At 70.5% G+C, this 20130-nt stretch carries 17 protein-coding genes and 1 tRNA gene; 9 read left to right on the top strand and 9 right to left on the bottom strand.

From position 1 onward, the window contains the following. Window positions 1-104 precede the first annotated feature (104 nt). Complete coding sequence (locus FGD71_RS40860) at window positions 105-416, bottom strand: hypothetical protein (protein ID WP_119105634.1); 312 nt, start codon at window positions 414-416, stop codon at window positions 105-107. A 250-nt stretch (window positions 417-666) separates the two neighbouring features. Here FGD71_RS40860 and FGD71_RS40865 point away from each other — a divergent pair, with 250 nt between their 5' ends. Both FGD71_RS40865 and FGD71_RS40875 read left to right on the top strand, forming a co-directional pair. After that, window positions 667-1533, top strand: a complete 867-nt coding sequence (locus tag FGD71_RS40865) for a bifunctional DNA primase/polymerase (RefSeq protein WP_119105635.1) — start codon at window positions 667-669, stop codon at window positions 1531-1533. A 933-nt stretch (window positions 1534-2466) separates the two neighbouring features. Beyond that, window positions 2467-3303: a hypothetical protein gene (locus FGD71_RS40875; protein ID WP_240437020.1), complete on the top strand. Its 837-nt coding sequence runs from the start codon at window positions 2467-2469 to the stop codon at window positions 3301-3303. A gap of 240 nt (window positions 3304-3543) precedes the next feature. On the opposite strand, the gene FGD71_RS40880 is transcribed toward FGD71_RS40875, so the two are convergent. The 3 genes from FGD71_RS40880 to FGD71_RS40890 all read right to left on the bottom strand — a co-directional run bounded on the left by FGD71_RS40880 (window position 3544) and on the right by FGD71_RS40890 (window position 6392). After that, window positions 3544-4347, bottom strand: coding sequence for a polysaccharide deacetylase family protein (locus FGD71_RS40880; protein ID WP_240437021.1), 804 nt, complete (start codon window positions 4345-4347; stop codon window positions 3544-3546). A 366-nt stretch (window positions 4348-4713) separates the two neighbouring features. Next, a tRNA-Ser gene (locus FGD71_RS40885) sits at window positions 4714-4800 on the bottom strand. Window positions 4801-4841: 41 nt separating this feature from the next. Then, window positions 4842-6392, bottom strand: a complete 1551-nt coding sequence (locus FGD71_RS40890) for a S1C family serine protease (protein WP_119105638.1) — start codon at window positions 6390-6392, stop codon at window positions 4842-4844. Between the two features lie 286 nt (window positions 6393-6678). On the opposite strand from FGD71_RS40890, the gene FGD71_RS40900 reads away from it, so the two are divergent. The 3 genes from FGD71_RS40900 (at window position 6679) to FGD71_RS40910 (ending at window position 9367) form a co-directional block, all read left to right on the top strand. Continuing rightward, window positions 6679-7491: a glycerophosphodiester phosphodiesterase gene (locus FGD71_RS40900; RefSeq protein ID WP_119105640.1), complete on the top strand. Its 813-nt coding sequence runs from the start codon at window positions 6679-6681 to the stop codon at window positions 7489-7491. Window positions 7492-7718: 227 nt separating this feature from the next. Next, a complete protein-coding gene (locus FGD71_RS40905) occupies window positions 7719-8219 on the top strand; it encodes an ATP-binding protein (RefSeq protein ID WP_240437022.1) in 501 nt (166 codons plus the stop codon). A gap of 185 nt (window positions 8220-8404) precedes the next feature. Continuing rightward, window positions 8405-9367 carry a DUF5926 family protein gene (locus tag FGD71_RS40910; RefSeq protein ID WP_119105641.1) on the top strand — a complete coding sequence of 321 codons (963 nt, stop codon included), beginning with the start codon at window positions 8405-8407 and terminating at the stop codon, window positions 9365-9367. Between the two features lie 315 nt (window positions 9368-9682). Here the strand turns inward: FGD71_RS40910 and FGD71_RS40915 are convergent, their stop codons facing one another. Both FGD71_RS40915 and FGD71_RS40920 read right to left on the bottom strand, forming a co-directional pair. Further along, complete coding sequence (locus FGD71_RS40915) at window positions 9683-10327, bottom strand: hypothetical protein (RefSeq protein WP_119105642.1); 645 nt, start codon at window positions 10325-10327, stop codon at window positions 9683-9685. Between the two features lie 56 nt (window positions 10328-10383). Continuing rightward, entirely contained in the window at window positions 10384-11049 is a 666-nt protein-coding gene (locus tag FGD71_RS40920) for a bifunctional DNA primase/polymerase (protein ID WP_119105643.1), read from the bottom strand. Window positions 11050-11520: 471 nt separating this feature from the next. Between FGD71_RS40920 and FGD71_RS40925 the strand changes: the two genes are divergently transcribed. The 4 genes from FGD71_RS40925 to FGD71_RS40940 all read left to right on the top strand — a co-directional run bounded on the left by FGD71_RS40925 (window position 11521) and on the right by FGD71_RS40940 (window position 17543). After that, window positions 11521-13032, top strand: coding sequence for a PP2C family protein-serine/threonine phosphatase (locus FGD71_RS40925; protein WP_119105644.1), 1512 nt, complete (start codon window positions 11521-11523; stop codon window positions 13030-13032). A gap of 129 nt (window positions 13033-13161) precedes the next feature. Further along, the gene (locus FGD71_RS40930) at window positions 13162-14634 is read left to right on the top strand and encodes an aminopeptidase P family protein (RefSeq protein WP_119105658.1); all 1473 of its coding nucleotides are present in this window, start codon (window positions 13162-13164) and stop codon (window positions 14632-14634) included. A 140-nt stretch (window positions 14635-14774) separates the two neighbouring features. After that, window positions 14775-16139 carry a MocR-like pyridoxine biosynthesis transcription factor PdxR gene (gene pdxR, locus FGD71_RS40935; RefSeq protein WP_119105645.1) on the top strand — a complete coding sequence of 455 codons (1365 nt, stop codon included), beginning with the start codon at window positions 14775-14777 and terminating at the stop codon, window positions 16137-16139. Between the two features lie 102 nt (window positions 16140-16241). Next, window positions 16242-17543 (top strand): MFS transporter, encoded by a 1302-nt coding sequence (locus FGD71_RS40940; protein ID WP_119105646.1) that lies wholly within the window; start codon window positions 16242-16244, stop codon window positions 17541-17543. Here the strand turns inward: FGD71_RS40940 and FGD71_RS40945 are convergent. From FGD71_RS40945 to FGD71_RS40955, 3 genes are all read right to left on the bottom strand, one after another. Then, window positions 17518-18357 (bottom strand): triphosphoribosyl-dephospho-CoA synthase, encoded by an 840-nt coding sequence (locus tag FGD71_RS40945; protein ID WP_119105647.1) that lies wholly within the window; start codon window positions 18355-18357, stop codon window positions 17518-17520. The two genes, FGD71_RS40940 and FGD71_RS40945, sit on opposite strands and share 26 nt — an antisense overlap. Before the next feature lie 12 nt (window positions 18358-18369). After that, window positions 18370-19329 (bottom strand): intradiol ring-cleavage dioxygenase, encoded by a 960-nt coding sequence (locus FGD71_RS40950; protein WP_119105648.1) that lies wholly within the window; start codon window positions 19327-19329, stop codon window positions 18370-18372. Window positions 19330-19460: 131 nt separating this feature from the next. Then, window positions 19461-19931: an ATP-binding protein gene (locus tag FGD71_RS40955; protein WP_119105649.1), complete on the bottom strand. Its 471-nt coding sequence runs from the start codon at window positions 19929-19931 to the stop codon at window positions 19461-19463. Between the last annotated feature and the right edge of the window lie 199 nt (window positions 19932-20130).

The following is a 20130-nucleotide window of genomic DNA, read 5'->3' on the forward strand; positions in this document are numbered from 1 at the left end:
CGCCCCCGCGCCCCCGCGCCCCCAGGCAGTGGTGCCACCGCCGAGCCCTCAGCCCCGGCGGCCCCGACGGCCCCGACAGCCCCGACGGCCCCGACGGCCCCGACTCACCAGAGCTCAGAGAAGTTGATGGTGGTGGCCTCGTAGGACTGGTCGATGACCGTGGACACGGAGCCGTTCACATGAGCCGAGCTGCTCTGGTTCGAGGCCCCGAAGCCGACCGCCTGCTGCTGGGTCGTGGATGAGGTGCCGTAGTTGTCGCCACCGACACCACTGCCGGCGACCGTCGCCACAGCCGCGTTCGACCCGCCGTCCGCGAAAGCGCCGTCGTCGGCTGCCGCGACGCCCGAGAACAGGGTGGCCGCGAGGGGCAGGGCGCCTGCGGCGGCGAGAACGCGGGCGGTACGGATACGTGCCATGTCTGTTCCTCCAGAAGCGGGAGTACGCACCGGCGCGAACCGGCTGAGTACGGCTGGTTCCCGAGCGGCCGGCCGGCCGCCTCGGTGTTGATCACGACGTCGCGGATCCAAGCTGCCCACCGAATCTCCGGCGAACCACCCCAGAAGCCGTGATTCGCTCGCAAGCGTGAGGACGTGTCGATAAACCCCCTTCTCCGCCCACTCTCCCTCCCCTCTTCCCTTCTTCGAACGTGTGTACGAAAATAGAGCCATGGCCACCATCAACCGGCAGGCCACAACGCTGGCCCTTGCGCACGCCCTGTCAGCCGCCGAACGCGGACTGGCCGTCATCCCGCTGTCCCGAACCAAACTCCCGGCCCTGCGCTCTCCGCACCGTGACGACCCGACGGCGACGCCCTGCCACGGGGAGTGCGGCCGCTTCGGACATGGCGTGTACGACGCCTCGATCGAGCCGCGGCGCATTCGCGAGCTCTTCGCCGCAGCCCCCTGGGCCACCGGTTACGGCATCGCCTGCGGGCTGGAGCCGCACCACCTCATCGGCATCGACCTCGACACCAAGACAGGTACGGACTCCTCTGCGGCGCTGCGCGAACTTGCCCTGCGTCATCTGTTCACGATCCCGGAGACGGTCGTGATCATGACCCCCAGTGGCGGTCGCCACCTCTGGCTGAGCGGCCCGCCCGACGTCGTAGTCCCCAACTCGGCGGGGCGACTGGCCCCCGGCATCGACATCCGCGGCGCCGGCGGCTATCTCGTCGGCCCAGGCTCCCGCACCGAACACGGCGTCTACAGCACGGCCCCAGGCACCGCCCACCTGGCACCCGCGCGCTGTCCGCGCGCTCTGCTGCGACTGCTCCAGCCCCCGCCCCGGGCGCACCACCCCACGCCGTCCTCAGCCGGGCAACACGGCCAGGGGCTGGTCCAGTTCGTTCTCGCCGCCCACGAGGGCCAACGCAACACACGCCTCTTCTGGGCCGCCTGCCGCGCCTACGAGAACGGCCTCACCCCCGCCCTCGTGGCCCCTCTCGTCGACGCCGCCGTCCACACCGGCCTGACCGAACGCGAGGCCCGCGCCACGATCGCCTCGGCGGCCCGGATGACGGGACACTGCCCCTGATCGTCACCGGCAAGCGGCGGACTGTAGCAGGTTGGTGCGCCGACTTCCATGAGTTTGCCCCGAGATATGAGCCGTGACCGCATCCGCTGGGATCCTGCGCATAACGCCAGTGAGGCTTGTCCGTTGTGAGGGGGAAACGGATGGCGGTATGCCAGGGTGCCGTGATCAGGGGTGGGATCGCTGCCGCGGCGGTCATGGTGGTGGTTCTGGGTTTCGGGGCAACGGGGTGCGCTCCTTCGAACGGGTCGCCCGGCGGGCCGCCCGGCGGGAATGTGCCGGGCGGCGTGTCCACGCCGGACGTGACGGTGTCCGAAGTGACAGTCGCCGGTCAGAGCAGCGGAGGCGGATCCGACGGCGGCCAGGACAGCGGCGGTGGATCTGTCGGCGACAGCGGGAGCGGATCCGTCGGCGGCCAGGACGACGGGGGCGAATCCCCGCCGGGCGAGGACGACGGCGGCGCGGCGGCTGGTGACCCGGGTATCCCGCCTGTGGAGCCACCGCCGACGGATACTTGGGCAACCGATGGGCCCGGCGCCGGTGTCAGCGGCAGCCCGCCGGCGACGGAAGTGCCAAAGCCTTCATGCAGCCCGACACCGGCCCCGGGCGGGACGTGTTCGCACTCTCCCACCACGTCGGAGAACGACGTGCCACCCGAGGTGAACTGACGGGATGGGCGCAGCCGCACCCCAGGGCCCGGCAGATCCCCCCGCCGAACCAAGTCCCCCCGCCGCACCGAGTCCGCCCGCTTCGCCGAGTCCGCCCACTCGCCGGACCTCGCGCCGTCGCGTGGTCCGCCGCGTGGTCCGCCGTGGGCCTGGACCCCATCGCCTCGGCAGCCTCCGCAGTCGCCGCAGCCTCCGGAACAGACCCGCTCCAGACCCGCCCGCCCCACAAACCACCAGCGGCAGCCGTTTGGAACTCGTCAACTCAGCTGTGGGAGCAACATCGTTCGTGGGCGGCCTGATGCTCTACGCCGGCTACATCTACACCAACGCCTATTTCGGCTACTTCCACCTGGACAGCCTCGCCATGGGCTTCAGCACCTTCGAACTGGTGATGCGCAGCCTGCGGCTCGCCGCCATGCCCGCTCTCGAATTCCTGGCCCTGGCCCTCCTGGTACCGGCCGCTCCCCGGCTGCTTGTCGCCCTGCACCTCCCCGAGCGCCACCTCCACCGCATCGTCGGCCTCGGGCGCACGGTGGCGCAGGCGCATCTCGGATTCGTCGCCGCGGGGGTCGTCCTGATGGTGCTGTGGCGCTGGATCCAGCCCTTCGCCTGGTCAGCGCCCCTGCTCGTGGCGGCCGGACTGCTCCTCGGCCAGACCCGCGCCGCCGCTCCTGCCGGCGGGCCGCACAGGTCGGCGTGGGAGCGTGCCGTGTCCCTTCTGGTCGCGGGTCTCTTCCTGGTCTGGGTGGTGGCCCTGATCGCCGGGCAGCTCGGCCGTCAGGACGCGCGCCATGACGCGGACCTGCTGGTACGCCGGGTGGCCGTGGTGGTGCTGAGCACCGACCCGCTGAGCATCGCTCCGCCGGGACCGCACGTGAAAGATCTGGGACGCGGTGCGCACTACCGGTACCGCTACAGCGGACTGCGCCTGCTGGTCGAACGTGATCACCGGTACTACCTGCTGCGGCTGGGATGGAAGAAGACCACGGATCCCACCTACGTCATCGTGGACGACGACACCATCCGCATCGAACTCCACCCCGGCACCCAGCCGCGATCCCTCGACCACTTGACGGCAGGCAACCTCCAGCACAACGGCCCCTGACCGATGTACCTGGTCAGAGGCCGTCAAGCTGCGCGGTGGGTGTGGGATGTGAACGCACGGTGACTTGCGTCACGACGGTGTTCAAGAGCGCTGCGGCACCGCCCTGAAAGCGGGTTTTGACCTGCACAGGAAAGGTATCCGACCGCCGTTCGCAGGCCCTTGGCCCACAGGTGGCCCACAGCGCTCCGGATCCGCCTCCGCTGTGCGCGTTTTCCGACCATGACGCGGAAGATGATCCACCTACCACGCGTTCCAGTAGGCCCGGCCCGGCTGGGGCTTGGTGGGGGCGAAGAGTTGGGAGACGGTCACTGGCGTCAGCCCGCGTTCACGCAATCCGTCGATGATTCCGGGAACGGCGGGAACGGTGCCCGTGTAGACGTCGTGCAGCAGGATGATCCCGTTGCGTTCGGCGCCGGCCAGGACGCGCTGCTTGATGAGGTCGGGGTCGTGGTCGCGATAGTCCTTCGCGGTGACGGTCCACAGAATCTGCGCGAGCCCGAGCGAGCGGCTGATCTCGGACACCCGCTGGTCGGTACTCCCCTGGGGCGGGCGCATCAAGGACGGAGTGCGGCCGGTGAGCTGCTTGATCCGCTGCTGCACCAGGCTGAGCTGGCGGTGGACCTCCGCGGTCGAGACCTCGGTCAAGCGTGGATGACTCCAGCTGTGATTGGCCAGCTCATGCCCTTCAGCCGCTTGCCGGCGTACCAGCTGGGGATAGCGGGCCACGCCCTGTTCGCCCAGCAGGAAGAACGTGGCGTTCACGCGCTTTGCCTTGAGGATGTCCAGCAGGTGAGCCGTGTAGAGGCCGGGACCGGCATCAAAAGTCAACGCCACGCACTTGGCCTTGCGGCAGTCCACTGGATGGGGCTTTGACCACGACAGGCTCGGTGACGGCTTCGGTTTCGGTTTCGGCGGGGCGGCTGCCGGAGCAGCGGCAGTCTTTGCTTCGGTGGTGGTGGCGGGCTGCGCCAGCGCGCAGGCGGACAAGACGGCAGCTGCGGCGATAGCGGTGGCAGTCTGCAGGAGTCGACGAAGCGTGATCACAAGAGAAACGCTTAGCAGCCCCCAGCAGCTTGGCGGTCCCCTGGCATCGCCATCACGGAGATTGCCAGCCGGAGGGGGGAGCTCATGGCCGCCAGGCGGTGGAGCGATGAAAATGGTGCCACCTCAGTTGTTTTCCGGTTGCCGGCCAGCCTCACGCTTCCTCAAAGGCGGCACGGCGCACGCCAACCGCCTCATCGAGCAAGGCCTTCAGGCGGAGGACGAGGGCTGAGTCCGGCCCACGGTTGACCCACACACGCTGGTCAGCAGCGGTACACACCTGAGCCGGGGAGAGACAGGGTGAACAGAAAGGGCGCGACCCCCAACCGGGGTCGCGCCATCTGACCTGCTACTTCTCTCACCTGCAAGCGGTGGGTGTGGGATTTGAACCCACGGTGACATCGCTGCCACGACGGTTTTCAAGACCGTTCCCTTAGGCCGCTCGGGCAACCCACCCCGCGCCGCCGGCAGAGCGGCGCGGGATCAAGACTAACGGGTCAGCTGTCGCCTTCGCGCTCGCCGAGGGTTACTTCGGCTGTCTGGGTCTTTCCGTCGCGGGTGTAGGTGAGTTCGACGGTGTCGCCGGGCTGGTGGGTCCAGATCTCGCCGATGAGGGTGGGGCCGCTGTCGATCACCCTGTCGTCGAGCTTGGTGATGACGTCGCCGGGCTTGAGACCGGCCTTGTCGGCCGGGCCGCCCGGCTCGACCGCTTCCGCGCCGCCCGCGCCCTCGTCGGTGATCCTCGCGCCGTCCGTGCTCTCCGTCAGGGAGACCGAGGCTCCGATCACCGGGTAGACCGGCTTGCCGGTCTTGATCAGCTGCTGGGCGACGTTCTTCGCCTGATTGATCGGGATAGCGAAGCCCAGACCGATGGAGCCGGACTGGCTGGTACCGCCCAGGCCGTTGCCGGAGGACTGGATGGCCGAGTTGATCCCGATCACCGAGCCGTTCGCGTCCAGAAGCGGACCGCCGGAGTTGCCCGGGTTGATCGAGGCGTCGGTCTGCAGGGCGCTCATGTAGGAGGCCTTGCTGGTGGAGCTGCCGTCGCTGGAGGCCACCGGACGGTTCTTGGCGCTGATGATGCCCGTGGTCACCGTGTTGGAGAGGCCGAAGGGCGCGCCGATCGCGATCGTCGAGTCCCCGACGGCCACCTTCTCGGAGTCGCCGAGCGTCAGCGGGTTCAGGTCCGACGGTGCGTTCTTGAGCTTGATGACCGCGACGTCGTAGCCCTGTGCGTGCCCGACCACCTCGGCGTCGTACTTCTTGCCGTTGGGGAAGGTCGCGGAGAGCTTGCCGCCGTCGACGGCCTCGGCCACCACGTGGTTGTTGGTGAGGATGTGGCCCTGCTTGTCGAAGACGAAGCCGGTGCCCGTGCCGCCCTCTCCGCTGCCGCTCTCCGCCTGGATGGTGACGGTGCTGGGCAGCGCCTTGGCGGCCACGCCCGCGACCGTGCCCGGATCGCGCTTGAAGTCGCCGCCGCTCTGCGAGGCGGAAACCGTCGTCGAGCCCGTGGAGGAGTCGTTGCGGTCGGCCGCCCAGTAGCCGATGCCGCCGCCCACGCCGCCCGCGACGAGCGCGGCCACCAGGACCGCGGCGACCAGACCGCCGCGCCCGCCGCCCGACTTGGGCGCGGGCTGCTGCCACGAGGAGCCCCAGCCGGCTCCCGAGCCGCCGCCGTTCGCGTACGAGGGAGTGGCCGGCGGCGGAGGGGGCGGCCAGGAGCCCGCCCCGGGACCGGAGGCGGCGCCCGCGCCCTCGGGTGCCCCGGGAGGCATCGCCGGCGGCATGGGCGTCGGAGCGTTCCCGTGCGACGGGGGCTGTGCCGACCCCGGAGACGAAGCCTGCCCCGGAGACGAAGACGCTTCGTGGGACGAGCCCGCGCCCTGTCCCGTCTCCCGGTGCGCGGCCATCTGCGCATGAGGGCCCGTCTCCTGTGAACCCTGTGGAATTCCCTGCTCCGAAGGCGCGGAAGCAGCGGGAGTTTCCACCGGCACGGGAGGTGCAGACGGGGCGGGGGGTACCGCAGTGCCCTCGTTCTCGGTGCTCACAGCTCTTCCTCTCGATCCACGGCTGTACTTTCAGATCGCGCTCGATCGCGTTCTGCACACATGGTGGTGATCCCGGCGCGATTCAGCTGTGCATGTGTTTTCGTCTGCCGTCAGCTTTTCCCACGGGACGTCAGGGCACCATAAGCGGTGCCTGTGGGTCCGGGACCTTCCTTTATATAGGACCTGTCCGACAAAACCATCGCATCTCTTGCGCGGCCGACTCACGCGTACCCAAACGGGACGACCCCATGACGCACAGAACCCCGCTCGGTGGCACCATGACGCGGTGACCCACGCACGACAGCACCTGATCCAGGTCGTCGCCCATCGCGGAGCCTCCGAAGAGGCTCCTGAGCACACCCTTGCCGCTTACCAGAAGGCGATCGAGGACGGGGCCGACGCTCTCGAGTGCGATGTACGGCTGACCGCGGACGGTCACCTCGTCTGCGTCCACGACCGCCGCATCAACCGCACATCCAACGGCCGTGGCGCCGTCTCCGCCCTGGAGCTCGCAGATCTCGCCGCCCTGGACTTCGGCTCCTGGAAGAACCGCGACGAAGCACCCGACTGGGAGCAGGAGCGGCCCCCGAGCTGGGACGAGCAGTCCGTCCTCACACTCGAACGCCTCCTCGAACTCGTCGCCGACGCCGGCCGCCCGGTCGAGCTGGCCATCGAGACGAAGCACCCCACGCGCTGGGCGGGCCAGGTCGAGGAGCGCCTGCTGCACCTCTTGAAGCGCTTCGACCTGGACGCCCCGGCCTCCGCCGACATATCACCCGTACGCGTCATGAGCTTCTCGGCGCGCTCGCTGCACCGCATCCGAGCGGCGTCCGCGACACTGCCGACGGTCCATCTGACGCAGTTCGTCACGCCCCGACTGCGTGACGGGCGGCTTCCCGAGGGCATCCGGATCGCGGGACCTTCCGTACGGATCGTGCGCAGCCATCCGGCACTCATCGAGCGTCTGAAGCGGGCCGGAAATCAAGTTCACGTGTGGACCGTGAACGAGCCCGAGGACGTGGATCTCTGCGTCCGGCTGGGCGTCGACGCCATCATCACCAATCGCCCGCGCGCGGTACTGCGCCAACTGGGCCGCTGACCTCCACGCCCTCGACGTTCGGTCACACACCGTCGAGTTTCGGCCATTCGATTACAGGGAGTGCTCCGGCGCGTTCGGTCCGTGTTCGACGGTTACGAGTGCGTCACTGCACGTGCATTGGCCGGTTTCCGGTTCAGTCCTGAGGGGCATCCACACCGTGGCGTGGGGCAAAGGAGGTCTCGGGGGTGGCGTTGGTGGTGGCACAGGAGGTGCCCACGTCGTCGAGCATGGCCGTACCCCATGGCCCTGCGGGCGTGGGGGAAGCAAGACACCGCATGCGGGTTCAGCTGCGCACAGGCGGTGTGGCGGAAACGGTCATCGACGATGCAGTACTGATCCTTTCCGAACTGCTCAGCAACGCCTGCCGGCACGGCAGGCCGCTGGGCGACGCCCTGGCCGGCGACGGTGACGTCCGGGCCGCGTGGCGGGTGGAACCGAGCGGAAGACTCACCGTCGAGGTGACGGACGGTGGTGGTCCGACCCGTCCGGTTCCGGCCACGCCCTCGGTCACCGCACACGGCGGCCGTGGGCTGAACATCATCACCGCGCTGGCCGACGACTGGGGCGTGCGGGACGACACACCGGGCGAGGTCACGGTGTGGGTGGTCGTCCACAAGGACGTACACGCCGGGCACCGTCGCCATGACTTCGCGACGCGCATCACGGCCCCGCCGGTGTCCGCGATACCCGAACTGGGTTTCGCCGAGGCATTCGACGACCTGGACTGAGTCACCGGTCTTGGCCTGAGTTACCGGTCCTGCCCGAGCCGCCGACTTGGGCTGAGTCATCGATCCGGGCAGAGTCACTGGCGGCGGGACGCCCCGGCAGGTTGTCCACAGCGTCCCGTCGGTCCTCGTACGAGCAGCTAGGCTCGCGCCCGTACGAGTCGAGCCGTAACCGGGAGACACCCACGATGGCCAAGAAGCGACCCCAGACGAAGGCCAAGCCTCAGCTGCAGGACGGGCAGATCCCGGTGGTGGGCGCCCGCGAGCCCTGCCCCTGCGGCAGCGGCCGCCGCTACAAGGCCTGTCATGGACGGGCCGCCGCGCACGCCGTGACCGAGCTGGTCCAGCGTCCCTTCGAGGGCCTGCCGGGCGAGGGCGACTGGATCGCACTGCGCGAGCTGGTGCCCGCGGCCACCGTCGAGCTGAAGCTCAGGGAGTCCCTCCCCGAGGGTGTTCCGTCGGTCACGCTCGCGACCGTCCTGCCGATGGCATGGCCGGCGCTGCGCCGGGACGACGGCTCGGTGCTGATCGGCCTGCAGAACGACACGGCGTCCGGCGACATCAGCCGCGACCTGGCCGACACCCTGCAGCGCGCGCTGACGGCGCAGCCCGGCACTCCGGTCCAGGGCCGGCGCGCTCCGGCAGACGGGCCACGACTGCAGGATCTCCTCGATCCCGAAGGCGCGTTCGAGCCAGTTGTGCACTCGGGCTTCGAGTTCTGGGTTCCGGACTCGGAGAACGCGACGCCGGAGGTGGCCGCATCCCTGGAGCGGGCGAACGCCGCCGCCATCCCGACCGTGAAGCTCGCGGGCGTCGACGCCGCGTACTGGTGCGAGACCCCGGACAAGAACCACCTGCGCTGGGTCATGCCGCATCCCGAGGAGCAGCTTCTGGACGCGCTCGCGCGACTGCACGCGGCCGGGCAGTCGAGCCTCGGAGAAGGCACCCGCCTCGTGGGGTCCTTCCGTGCGCACGGCCTCACGGTGCCGGTCTGGGACCTGCCGACCGGCGTCACCGCGGAGGACATCGAGAAGCCGGCGTCCGAGTTCGCCGAGCGCCTCGCCACCGCGCTGGCCACGGACGCACCGCTCACCCCGGACGAACGACGGGCTCGCGGCGGCCTCACCAACCGCCAGGTCACCCTCAGTTGACACCCGGTCGACCCCCGGTCTCCGGCTGACCGACCAGTCAGCCGCCCGGGCGTTCACGGAATGGGTGACTCCTGTCACAACTCCCCCTTGAAGCAAGAGAATCGGTGTCCGAATAGCCGAGATCGAATTTGCTAACCGCCGATCTCTTGTTACCGTTCCAATAGCCCGGTTGCTGGTGCATCCCCCGTCGCCAGCAACCGGGTCTTTTCCTTTTCCGGATCGCGGCCCGTCCAGGGCGCGGGTCTCAACCCGCCTTCCAGGCAGGTGAGTTGACCCTCCACACGGATCGGCACGGCTGCACGGATCTGCGAGCGCCTACCCGTATCCACCCGGTGAATTGCTTCCCGAGCGCAGGAGCAACGGCCCGTCGGCGGATTCCGCGAACTCCGCGACCGCCGTGTATGCCCGCGCATCCCCCGTCGTCCGTTCTCGGGGCGTCTCGCATGTCGCCGGCTCGTCGTCCGCGGCCGCCGCGCAGTGCATCTGGACGGTGCGGCCACCGGGCCCCATGAGGGTCAGTACGGGGCTGAGGCCGTGGCCGGTCGCGTTGCGGTAGTACGTACGCGCCCAGGTGTCCCGCTCCTGTGTCAGGACGCAGGTCTGCGCCTCGATGCCGTCGGGAGAGGCGATTTCGGGGCCGCACCGGGCGGCGGTGGTGAGCCCCAGGTCGAGCGCCGACGAGGACCGCCCCGGTGCGACCTGCTTCTCGGAGGACTTGTCGTCGGCCCTGGAGAGTCCGTCGTCGGCCTCGGAGCGCTCGCCATCGGACTCGGAGAGTTTGTCGGCAGCGGCTTCGGACGGCCCGGCGGCAGTGGGTTCGGACGGCCTGGCGGCGGCGGGCCCGGCCGCGGGGGCGCTGTTTCCCACCTCATGGCCCACAGGCCCTGCGGACGCCACAGTCAGCCGCAGAGCCACCGAGAGCACGACGGCGCCCGTCATCGCCAGCAGGCGAAGATTCATGAGGGGGACGATAACGACCGAGCAGGAGCGCTCAGTCCGCCGTGTGCCCGCTTCCCCTACAACTCGGGGGCACTCACACCCGTACGAGTGAGGGCCTCCACCACGGCGTCCACGACTGCCTCCACATCGGGCACCCAGGGCTCGGCCGAACCGGGCAGCGGCGCCCGCTCCCAGCAGATCGGGCCCTGACCGGTCTCGGACGGGGGCAGCGCGAGGTAGCCCCCCTCTCCGTGGAAGCGCAGCGAGCCGGGCACGAAGTCCTTGGCGTAGAGCAGCTCACCCAACTGCTCCATGGAGTACGGCTTCACGAGCAGCGCCCAGCGCGTGGAGGACGCGATCACGGGGCCGAGGCGCATGCCCATGTGGTCGAGCGCCGCGAGGGCGCGGGAGGCGGCAAGGGCCGGCAGGCTCACGGCACAGGGGGCCATGCCACCGGTGGCGAGGATGATCGGCGCCGTCGGCCTGTTCGTCCACCACCAGCGCACCATGCGCTCGTCGGTCGTGGCCGCGAGGAGGCCGGGGTCGAAGGGGTGGGCGCCGGGGACCGTGCATTCCGGGTCGGGACACGCGCAGCGGGCACGCCCCTGCGAGTCCGGTGCCACACCGGGGAGTACAGGCCACTGCCATGCGGTCGCGAACGTCAGGGCCGCACCGAGCATCTCAGGCCTGTCGTTGTCTCGCCGGGACAGGAGCCTGCGTCGCCTTCCGAGGATCTCGCGCATGAGCGCTCGTTCCTTTCCGTTGCACGCCTGGCAACACCGAGGACCACATCACACCATGTGTCGATCACTTCACTGTGCGTACCTGCTGGCGCATCACACCCTTGCCCAGGGCAAGGGGAACCCCTATGGGCCGAACCTTGGCTGCGTCCGCGTCCATACTGCGTCTATCAAAAGCACGGGCATGGCGGGGGGTGGCGACGCCTGGCGTTTGCCGTCCCGCGTATTTCTCGCCGCCTCCGCCACGGGAGGATGGGGCACGGTCGTTGGTGGTTAAGACGCCCGGGTCTGTCGCCAGGTTCCGGGACGATCCCAACAACCCCTGGCCTTCACCGAGTACGTACCCATCACGACCGCTGTGACGCTCCGTCGAACAAGGCCAGTCGACCGCAATAGGCCGTTGCCCGAGGCAGTTTTAAGCCAACTTTGCTTTTCCGCGACATCCCCACGGACACCAGGAATCCCAGCAGGACAATGCTGGACATCTCCTCACGAGTGCGTGTAGATGTGGAGACACTGCTAGCGGCGCAGAATGACATGGGGGTTTGCGATGCTTTTGAGCAATACGCACCGGTCGGAAAGCCGGACACCATGAACGCCCCTCACCTTCCGAAAGTGGCTGGAATCGATTCAACGGTCCCGGCACCCACACACACTGTCGCGCCGCCGACTGCCGCCTCGGGTGCCACTTCGGCCACGTCTCCAAACACGCCGGGAGCTGTTCTTCAGGACAGACTCGCGGGCTGGATCTCCGATCTCACGACCCTCCACGAACTGACCGAGCGACTCACCCGCACCGCCTCACTGGACGACGGACTGCACGAACTGCTGCGCGCCGGAGCCGCCCTCGTGGGCGCCCGGCGCGGTCTCGTCGTACTGGAACCGGGTGACGGCCTCGGCCCGGACACGACCATCGGCCTGGGCCTCGCCCGGGCGGATCTCGGACACATCGAGACGGTCCCCCGCAGCTCCATGTCGTACGGGAAGATTCTGGACGGACTGCCCGGCGGCGAGGGAGAGATCGCCCAGCCCGATCTGTTCTCCGAGGACGGGCTCGACCCGCGTCACCGCGAGGTCGCCGCCCGGCTCGGCTACGCCGCCAGCTACGCGCTCCCCCTGTCCACGGAGACGGCGGGCCGCCTCGGTGCCGCCGTCTGGCTCTACGACGAACCCGCCGAGCCGGTCGAGCGTCAGCGGCACCTCATCGGTCTGTACGCCCGGTACGCGGCCGAGCACCTGGCCCGGCTGGTCGAACTGGACCGTACGCGCGCGTGCATGACGACCGTCGCCGAGGAGCTGCTCCCCTCGCGGCTGCCCCGGGTCTCCGGCGTCCAGCTCGCCGCCAGGCATCGCACCGGCCCACGCGGCGGCGGCGACTGGTACGACGCCCTGCCCCTGCCGGACGCCGCGCTCGGCCTCGCGGTCGGCTCCGTCACCGGTTCGGGGCCCAGCGCGATCGCCGCGATGGGACGGCTCAGGGCGTCCCTGAGGGCGTACGCCGTCATGGAGGGCGAGGACCCGGTCGCCGTCCTGTCCGATCTGGAACTGCTGCTCCGGCTGACCGAGCCCGCCCGCTGTGCCACCGCGCTGTTCGCGTACTGCGAGCCGGCGTCGCGCAAGATCACGATGGCCGGGGCCGGGCACAGCCCGCCGCTGGTGATCGGTGACCGGCGCACGGAGTTCGTGGAGACCTCGCTGTCCGCGCCCCTGGGGATGCTCGCCTGCTGGGAGGCGCCGAGCGTGGAGTTCCAGGCGAACGTTGGAGAGACGGTTCTGCTGTACACGGACGGGCTGCTGCAGCGCACCGGCGACCCCGCTGACCGGGCCTTCGCGCGGCTGCACGCGGCGGCCGCCGGCGTGCCCCGGTCGCTGCGCGGCGACCCGGGCGTGGTCGCCGATCATGTGCTGCGGAGCGTGCTGCCGGACGGGCTGGACGCGGCGGACAGCGAGGAGGACGTGGTTCTTCTCGCGGCGCGTTTCGAGTGAGCGACCGCGGCGAGGGGGCCGCCACGCGGGCCGGCCGCGCACGCCCCACAAGAGGTTTCTGGCCCCTGGGCCCCCTTCCGCACGACCGTACGATGGACGGGGTCCAGTGCCGTATCGAGGAGGATGACCGTGGCCGAAGAGCTCACTCCGGCGACCCCGGAAGAGTCTGAAGAGCCGATCAAGCAGCGCAAGAACAGCCTGTACCCGGGTGTGTCAGACGAGCTGGCCGAGAACATGAAGTCCGGCTGGGCCGACACGGAGCTGCACGGTCTGGAGCCGATCGCCCAAGCCGAGCACACCGCGGCCCGCCGTACCGCGCTCTCGGCGCACTTCCCGGGCGAGCGCCTGGTCATTCCCGCGGGCAACCTGAAGACCCGCTCGAACGACACCGAGTACCCCTTCCGCGCCTCCGTCGAGTACGCGTACCTCACCGGCAATCTCACCGAGGACGGCGTCCTCGTCCTGGAGCCGAAGAGGCTCCCGGACGGGAAGAGCGGCCACACGGCGACGATCTACCTGCTGCCGCGCTCGGACCGGGAGAACGGCGAGTTCTGGCTCTCCGGCCACGGCGAGCTGTGGGTCGGCCGCCGCCACTCCCTGGCCGAGGCCGAGCAGCTGTACGGCATCCCCGCCGCCGACGTCCGAGAGCTCGGCGACAAGCTGCGCGAGGCCACCGGCCCGGTCCGTGTCGTACGCGGCTACGACGCCGGGATCGAGGCGGCGCTCACCGACAAGGTGACCGCCGAGCGCGACGAGGAGCTGCGGGTCTTCCTCTCCGAGGCCCGGCTGGTCAAGGACGAGTTCGAGGCCGGCGAGCTGCAGAAGGCCGTCGACTCGACCGTGCGCGGCTTCGAGGACGTCGTACGGGTCCTCGACAAGGCCGAGGCGACCAGCGAGCGCTACATCGAGGGCACCTTCTTCCTGCGCGCGCGGGTCGAGGGCAACGACATCGGTTACGGGTCCATCTGCGCGGCCGGCGCGCACGCCTGCACGCTGCACTGGGTGCGCAACGACGGTCCCGTCCGCTCCGGGGACCTGCTGCTGCTGGACGCGGGCGTGGAGACCCACACGCTCTACACGGCGGACGTGACCCGCACGCTGCCGGTCAACGGCACGTACAGCGAGATCCAGAAGAAGATCTACGACGCCGTGTACGAGGCCCAGGAGGCCGGTATCGCGGCCGTGCGGCCGGGCGCCAAGTACCGCGACTTCCACGACGCGGCGCAGCGCGTGCTGGCCGCGAAGCTGGTCGAGTGGGGGCTGGTCGAGGGGCCCGTGGAGCGAGTTCTGGAACTGGGACTGCAGCGCCGCTGGACGCTGCACGGCACCGGCCACATGCTCGGCATGGACGTCCACGACTGCGCGGCGGCGCGGACGGAGACGTATGTGGACAGCACGCTGGAGCCGGGCATGTGCCTGACCGTCGAGCCGGGCCTGTACTTCCAGGCGGACGACCTGACGGTGCCCGAGGAGTACCGCGGCATCGGCGTCCGTATCGAGGACGACATCCTGGTCACCGAGGACGGCAACAGGAACCTCTCGGCGGGGCTGCCGCGCCGCTCCGACGAGGTCGAGGCGTGGATGGCGGCCCTGAAGGGCTGACTTTCCCCGGCTTTCCCGGCCTCCCGGCCCCCACCCTTTCCGGATGGGCTGATACGACAGAGATGGCCGGGTGCCCCACGGGGTACCCGGTCTTCCGTGTGCCCAGGAGGGCGCCGACATGCCAAGGGGGGGCGGCTTTTGTGGACGGCTTCTGGTCCGGAGTCGGGGTCGATCTGCACGTGGAGCCGGACGCGAGGGCAGGGCGCCGGGAAGGGCTCGAGCGGGCGCTTCGGGACGCCGTACGTGACGGACGGCTCGCTCCGGGCACCCGGCTGCCCGCGACCCGGCGCCTCGCGGCCGAGCTGGGGATCTCGCGGGGGACCGCGAAGGCGGCGTACGACCAACTGGTCGCCGAGGGCTACCTGACCGCGCGACAGGGGGCGGGAACCGAGGTGGCGGCGCTGCGCACCACCGCCCTCGCCACGCCCGGGGACGGTACGCACGCGCGTGCACCCCGTTTCGATCTGCGACCGGGCAGCCCCGATGTAGGTGCCTTCCCGGCGGCCGCCTGGCTGCGGGCGCTGCGGCGTGCCATCGCGACCGCGCCGTCCCTGGCGTACGACTACGGGGATCCGCGGGGCCGGATCGAGCTGCGGACCGCGCTGTCGGGCTACCTGGGGCGGGCGCGCGGGGTGATCGCTCCGCCCGAGCGGATCGTGGTCACGACCGGTTATGTGCAGGGGCTCGCGCTCCTCACGCGCGTACTGGGGTCCGGAGTGATCGCGATGGAGGATCCCGGGTTGCCCTTCCACCGGGAGGTGGTGCGGCACAACGGCGGGACCGTGGTCCCGGTGGGTGTCGACGAACGGGGCGCCCGCGCCGAGGGGTTGGGCGACGCGGCGGCCGTCGTCGTCACGCCCGCCCACCAGTACCCGACCGGAGTGACGCTCCACCCGGAGCGACGGCGGGCGCTCACCGACTGGGCACGCGCGCGTGGTGGGCTGATCGTCGAGGACGACTACGACGGGGAGTTCCGTTACGACCGGCAGCCCGTGGGCGCCCTCCAGGGGATGGCGCCCGCACAGGTGGTGTACCTGGGGACGGCGTCCAAGACCCTCGGGCCCGCGTTGCGGCTCGGCTGGATGGTGCTGCCGCCGCAACTGGCCGACGCGGTCGCCGACGCCAAGCTGCACAGCGACCACCAGACCGAGTCCATCGGCCAGTTGGCCCTCGCCGAGCTGATCACCAGCCACGCGTACGACCGGCACGTACGCGCGTGCCGACTGCGCTACCGGCGGCGGAGGGATCAGCTGCTGGATCGGCTGGGGGCGCGGGGGAATGTACGAGGGATCGCGGCCGGGCTGCACGCGCTGGTGGACGTGGCCGACGAGGGCGCGGTGCTGGCGCGGGCCGCCGAGGAAGGGCTCGCGGTGGGACATCTCGGGGAGCACTGGCACGCGGTGGGTGAGGGGCGGCCGCAGGGGTTGGTCGTGGGGTACGGGACACCCCGGGAGCGGGCCTATCCCGAGGCGCTGGAGGTGCTCGCGCGGGTGCTGGGGGCTTGAGCCGGCCAGCGCTGCGGCCGGCGGCGCGGCTGAGATTGGGCCACAGAAAGGCCTGTTGATTGGGCCTGTCGAGGGGTCCAACCCGCCCGTAGCGTCGTGCCCATGACGAACCGCGTCGCCCCAGCCGCAGCCCCGACCGCAGCCCCCACGAAAGCCGGCCGCCTTGTCCCGCCCGCGGGTCCGCAACGCGTGCTGGCCCTGGCCCAGTTGAGCAACTCCGTGGGAGACGGCGCCTACTACGTCACTTCCGCCCTCTACTTCACCCATGTCGTCGGGCTCGCCCCCGCGCGCGTGGGGCTCGGGCTCACGGTCGCCTGGGCGGTCGGCTCGCTGGTGGGTGTGCCCCTGGGGCGGCTCGCGGACCGGCGTGGGCCACGCGGCACGGCGGTGCTGCTGGCGCTCGCGACCAGCCTCGCGGTGGCGTCCTTCCTCTTCGTGCGCGGCTTCGTGCCCTTCGTGCTCGCGGCGTGCGTGTACGCCGCCGCGCAGTCGGGGCTCGCGGCCGCTCGGCAGGCGCTGCTGGCCGGGCTGGTCTCCCCCAAGGAGCGGACGGGGTTGCTCGCGCACCTCCAGTCGACGCTCAACGCCGGTCTCGCGGTGGGCGCGGGCCTCGGCGGGCTCGCGCTGCACTCGGGGACGCGGGCGGCGTACCTCTGGGTGTTCGCACTGGACGCGGTGGGCTTCCTGTTGTGCGCGGTGCTGCTGCTGCGGCTGCCCTCCGTCACCCCGGCGGGTTCCCTGGCGGGTGTGGACCGGGGTCACGGGCTCGGGGTGCTGCGCGATCGCCCATATGCGCTCGTCACGCTCCTCAACACCGTGCTGCTGCTGCGGATGCCGCTGCTCAGCCTGGGCGTCCCGCTGTGGATCGCCGAGCGGACCGAAGCCCCGGCCTGGATGGTCTCCGCGCTGTTCGTGCTCAACACCGGTGCGGTGATGGTCTTCCAGGTGCGGATGGCACGCGGGGTGACGGGGACGGCGTCGGCCACGCGCGCGGTGCGGCGTTCCGGGCTGGTGATGCTGGCGTCGTGCGCGGTGTTCGCCCTGTCGGCCGGGGCCTCGCCCCTGGTGGCGGTCGGGGTGCTGACCGCGGGCGCGGTGCTCCAGGTCATCGCGGAGATGCAGCAGTCGGCGGGTTCCTGGCAGCTCTCCTTCGACCTCGCCCCGGCGGACCGTGTCGGCGAGTACCAGGGCTTCTTCGGCACCGGCGTGACGGTGGCGCGGACAGCGGGGCCCCTGGTCCTGACGGCGCTGCTCGTGGGCTGGGGGACGCCGGGCTGGCTGGTCCTGGGAGGACTGATGCTGACGGCTTCGTACGGGATGGGCCCGGCGGTGCGCTGGGCGGCGGGCAGTCGGCCCGCCACGCCGGGGGCCGATCAGGTCAGGCCGCCCGTGCCGGTGAACTGACCACCACCGGAAGGGAGTCCAGGAAAAGGGCCCCCGCCACCAGCCCACTGCTGCCGCGCGGGCTCCACGCGCGCGCGTGGAGGTCGTCGTCGAACGCGGCGAGGGCCGCCCCGCCCGCCTCCGTGGACGTACTGCCCGCTTCCAGAACCCCCCGGGCGCCCGCCTGGACGTGCCGCAGGCCGTGCGGGCCCACCGTGTACAGCAACTCCGTGTCCTGAAGCGTGGACATGACGGTGAGCAGGGCGTCGAGCCGGGCGTACGGCTCGCGAGCGCCCGCCGAGCGAGCGGCGGACAGCGCGTCCAACGCCCGCCGTACGTGCGGGAATCCGGCCCTGGCCTCGCCCCTCGCCCCGGCGGCCCCGTATTTCGCCGACACCGACGAGCCGCGGGAGGGCCGGCGAGGCGCCCGCCGGTCGGGATGTGCCGCGAGCCGCTTGGCGGTCGCGGCGAGGTCGCGCCCCGCGGCACGCGGCTCCAGGGCCGCCGCGGCGACCAGCAGGCCGAGCACCCACAGCGCCCCGCGGTGGCCGCCGCCCGCGAGGCCCACCGAGTGCTCGGTGGACCGTCCGATCGCGCCCAGTTCGGCGCGGAGTTCGCTCGTGGGTTCACCGGTGCGGCGGGCGGCGGCCGCCATCGCCGCGAGGCCTGGCGCGAGCGCCTTGGCCGACCAGCGCAGCGAGCAGTGGTCCTGCCCGGTGGTGCGGGCGCCCAGATCGCGCGGGTCGGGCAGTCCGGGCTTCGGGGCCAGCGCCAGTTGACCGGTCAGCGCGGTCACGGCGGCCTGCGCCAGCGTCTCGTCCTCGCGGTTGCTCATCGACGTAAACCTTTACGAGGAGGAGTCGGTCGAGGAAGCGGTCGAGGACGCCGGCGCGCTCGGGGCGTCGCTGGGCGCGCCGCTGGGCGCGTCACCCGGGGGCGTGCCGCCGCCACCGCCGCCGCCCGCCCCGGTGTTCTCGGCGTCCGGGTCGATGCCGAGCGTGATGTACCCCTTGTAGCCCTTGGAGGGATCCTTCTTGTGCACGGGCGTCAGGGTGAGCAGACCGCTGGAGGAGCCACCGCCGTCGTACACCATGTCGTTGTCGAGCTTGGTGTAGCTGCCGGTGTGCTTGGAGTACGGCTCCAGGGACTGGACCTCGGCCGCGATGTCGTCGTCGAAGAACAGCTGGCCGGTGAAGTTGACCTTGCCGCCCTCGTAGGTGCCGTCCTCCTTCTCACCGCCCGTGTGCACCTTGACGTGGATGTGCGTGGTGCGCGGGGTGTACCAGCCGGGGAAGATCGTCTCGAACTTGACGACCCCGTTGGCGTTCGCGATCTGGTAGCCGCGCAGGTACGTCATGTCGTTGGCGGTGGAGCCGTCCTCGCTCTCGGCGGGCGCGGAGCCACCGGGGTTGGCGGTCGTGTAGCCGGAGTAGTAGCCCCAGGCGTCGCAGTGCCAGATCTCCACGGCCGCGCCCGCGACGGGGGCGCAGGACTCCGTGGTGTCCTGCACCGTGATGCGCAGCGTCAGCGGGACGCCGCTCTTGCCCTCGGTGATGTCCTTCCGCATGAGGGCGCCGTCCAGGTAGTACGGCCCCTCCGTGACGCTGGACATGAGGACACACGTTCCGCTGTCGGCGCCGGAGGTGGTCCCTGTCGCGCTCGTGCCGGACGTCTCCGCGGTGGTGGCCTCGTCGGCGAACGCGGCCTGATATCCGGCTATCGCGATTCCGCCGGCGGCGGCCGCGCCTGAGGTGACCGCGATCGCGCGGCGCCGGGTGAACGTCTTGACTCTGTGTGTTCCCGTCATGCGGGGAAACCTAGGAACCGCAGCCGTCAAGAGCATGTAGGGCACCTGTGAGAAGCCTGAGAGGTGAGGAGTCTGGACAGCTCACTCAGGGCGGGGTCGTTCGGATCGCCAGTGGACCGTCGCCCCAGGTCCTAGACCGCCACCAGAGGCGAGTCCTTCTTCCACTTGAGTATTTTGTCGAAGCTGACCACCGCCCCGCCGCTGCCCGGTTTGTTGCCGATGTGAACGTGATCGGCGAGCTCCTGGATCAGACCCAGACCCCGGCCGTGCTCGGCTTCGGTGTGGGCGGGCCGGAATCGGACACGAGGGGTCTGCCTCACCGAGGGGCCGGACGGGAAACCCGGACCGGAATCGGCCACTTCGATCCGGCACCTCTCACCGTCGAGGTAGGCCGTGACCTGGTAGGCCCCGGCGGACTCCCCGTGATCGGAGCCGCCTCCGTGCTCGACGGCATTGGCGCAGGCCTCACTGAGCGCGACGGAGAGATCGTAGGAAATATCTGGATCCACCCCCGCGGTCTCCATCGTGCCGAGCAGCAGGCGCCGGGCGAGCGGGACGCTCGCGGCTTCGCGCCGGAGATGGAGGGACCACCAGATGCTCATGCTCCAGCCTCCTGGCCGCGGCTCGACATACCGTTACGTATTGCCCCAAGGGGCCGGATGTAAGCACGGCGTTGACGTGATGCCGCCCATACGGCGGATGTGCCGACGGCCGCGATCGGTGTATGTGCGGGCGAGCCACCCCAGAACATGATCTTCCGGGCGGTACGGAACCTTGCGGACCTGCCGTATGGAGCGGATG

Origin of the sequence: Streptomyces sporangiiformans (genome assembly GCF_005768555.2) — a bacterium.
Classification (GTDB): Bacteria; Actinomycetota; Actinomycetes; order Streptomycetales; family Streptomycetaceae; genus Streptomyces; species Streptomyces sporangiiformans.

Bases quoted from the DNA above. Each gene is read 5' to 3' on its own strand.
- FGD71_RS40860 (WP_119105634.1), bottom strand. From the start codon at position 416: ATGGCACGTATCCGTACCGCCCGCGTTCTCGCCGCCGCAGGCGCCCTG.
- FGD71_RS40865 (WP_119105635.1), top strand. From the start codon at position 667: ATGGCCACCATCAACCGGCAGGCCACAACGCTGGCCCTTGCGCACGCC.
- FGD71_RS40905 (WP_240437022.1), top strand. From the start codon at position 7,719: ATGGCCGTACCCCATGGCCCTGCGGGCGTGGGGGAAGCAAGACACCGC.
- FGD71_RS40910 (WP_119105641.1), top strand. From the start codon at position 8,405: ATGGCCAAGAAGCGACCCCAGACGAAGGCCAAGCCTCAGCTGCAGGAC.
- FGD71_RS40915 (WP_119105642.1), bottom strand. From the start codon at position 10,327: ATGAATCTTCGCCTGCTGGCGATGACGGGCGCCGTCGTGCTCTCGGTG.
- FGD71_RS40920 (WP_119105643.1), bottom strand. From the start codon at position 11,049: ATGCGCGAGATCCTCGGAAGGCGACGCAGGCTCCTGTCCCGGCGAGAC.
- FGD71_RS40925 (WP_119105644.1), top strand. From the start codon at position 11,521: ATGCTGGACATCTCCTCACGAGTGCGTGTAGATGTGGAGACACTGCTA.
- FGD71_RS40940 (WP_119105646.1), top strand. From the start codon at position 16,242: ATGACGAACCGCGTCGCCCCAGCCGCAGCCCCGACCGCAGCCCCCACG.
- FGD71_RS40945 (WP_119105647.1), bottom strand. From the start codon at position 18,357: ATGAGCAACCGCGAGGACGAGACGCTGGCGCAGGCCGCCGTGACCGCG.
- FGD71_RS40950 (WP_119105648.1), bottom strand. From the start codon at position 19,329: ATGACGGGAACACACAGAGTCAAGACGTTCACCCGGCGCCGCGCGATC.
- FGD71_RS40955 (WP_119105649.1), bottom strand. From the start codon at position 19,931: ATGAGCATCTGGTGGTCCCTCCATCTCCGGCGCGAAGCCGCGAGCGTC.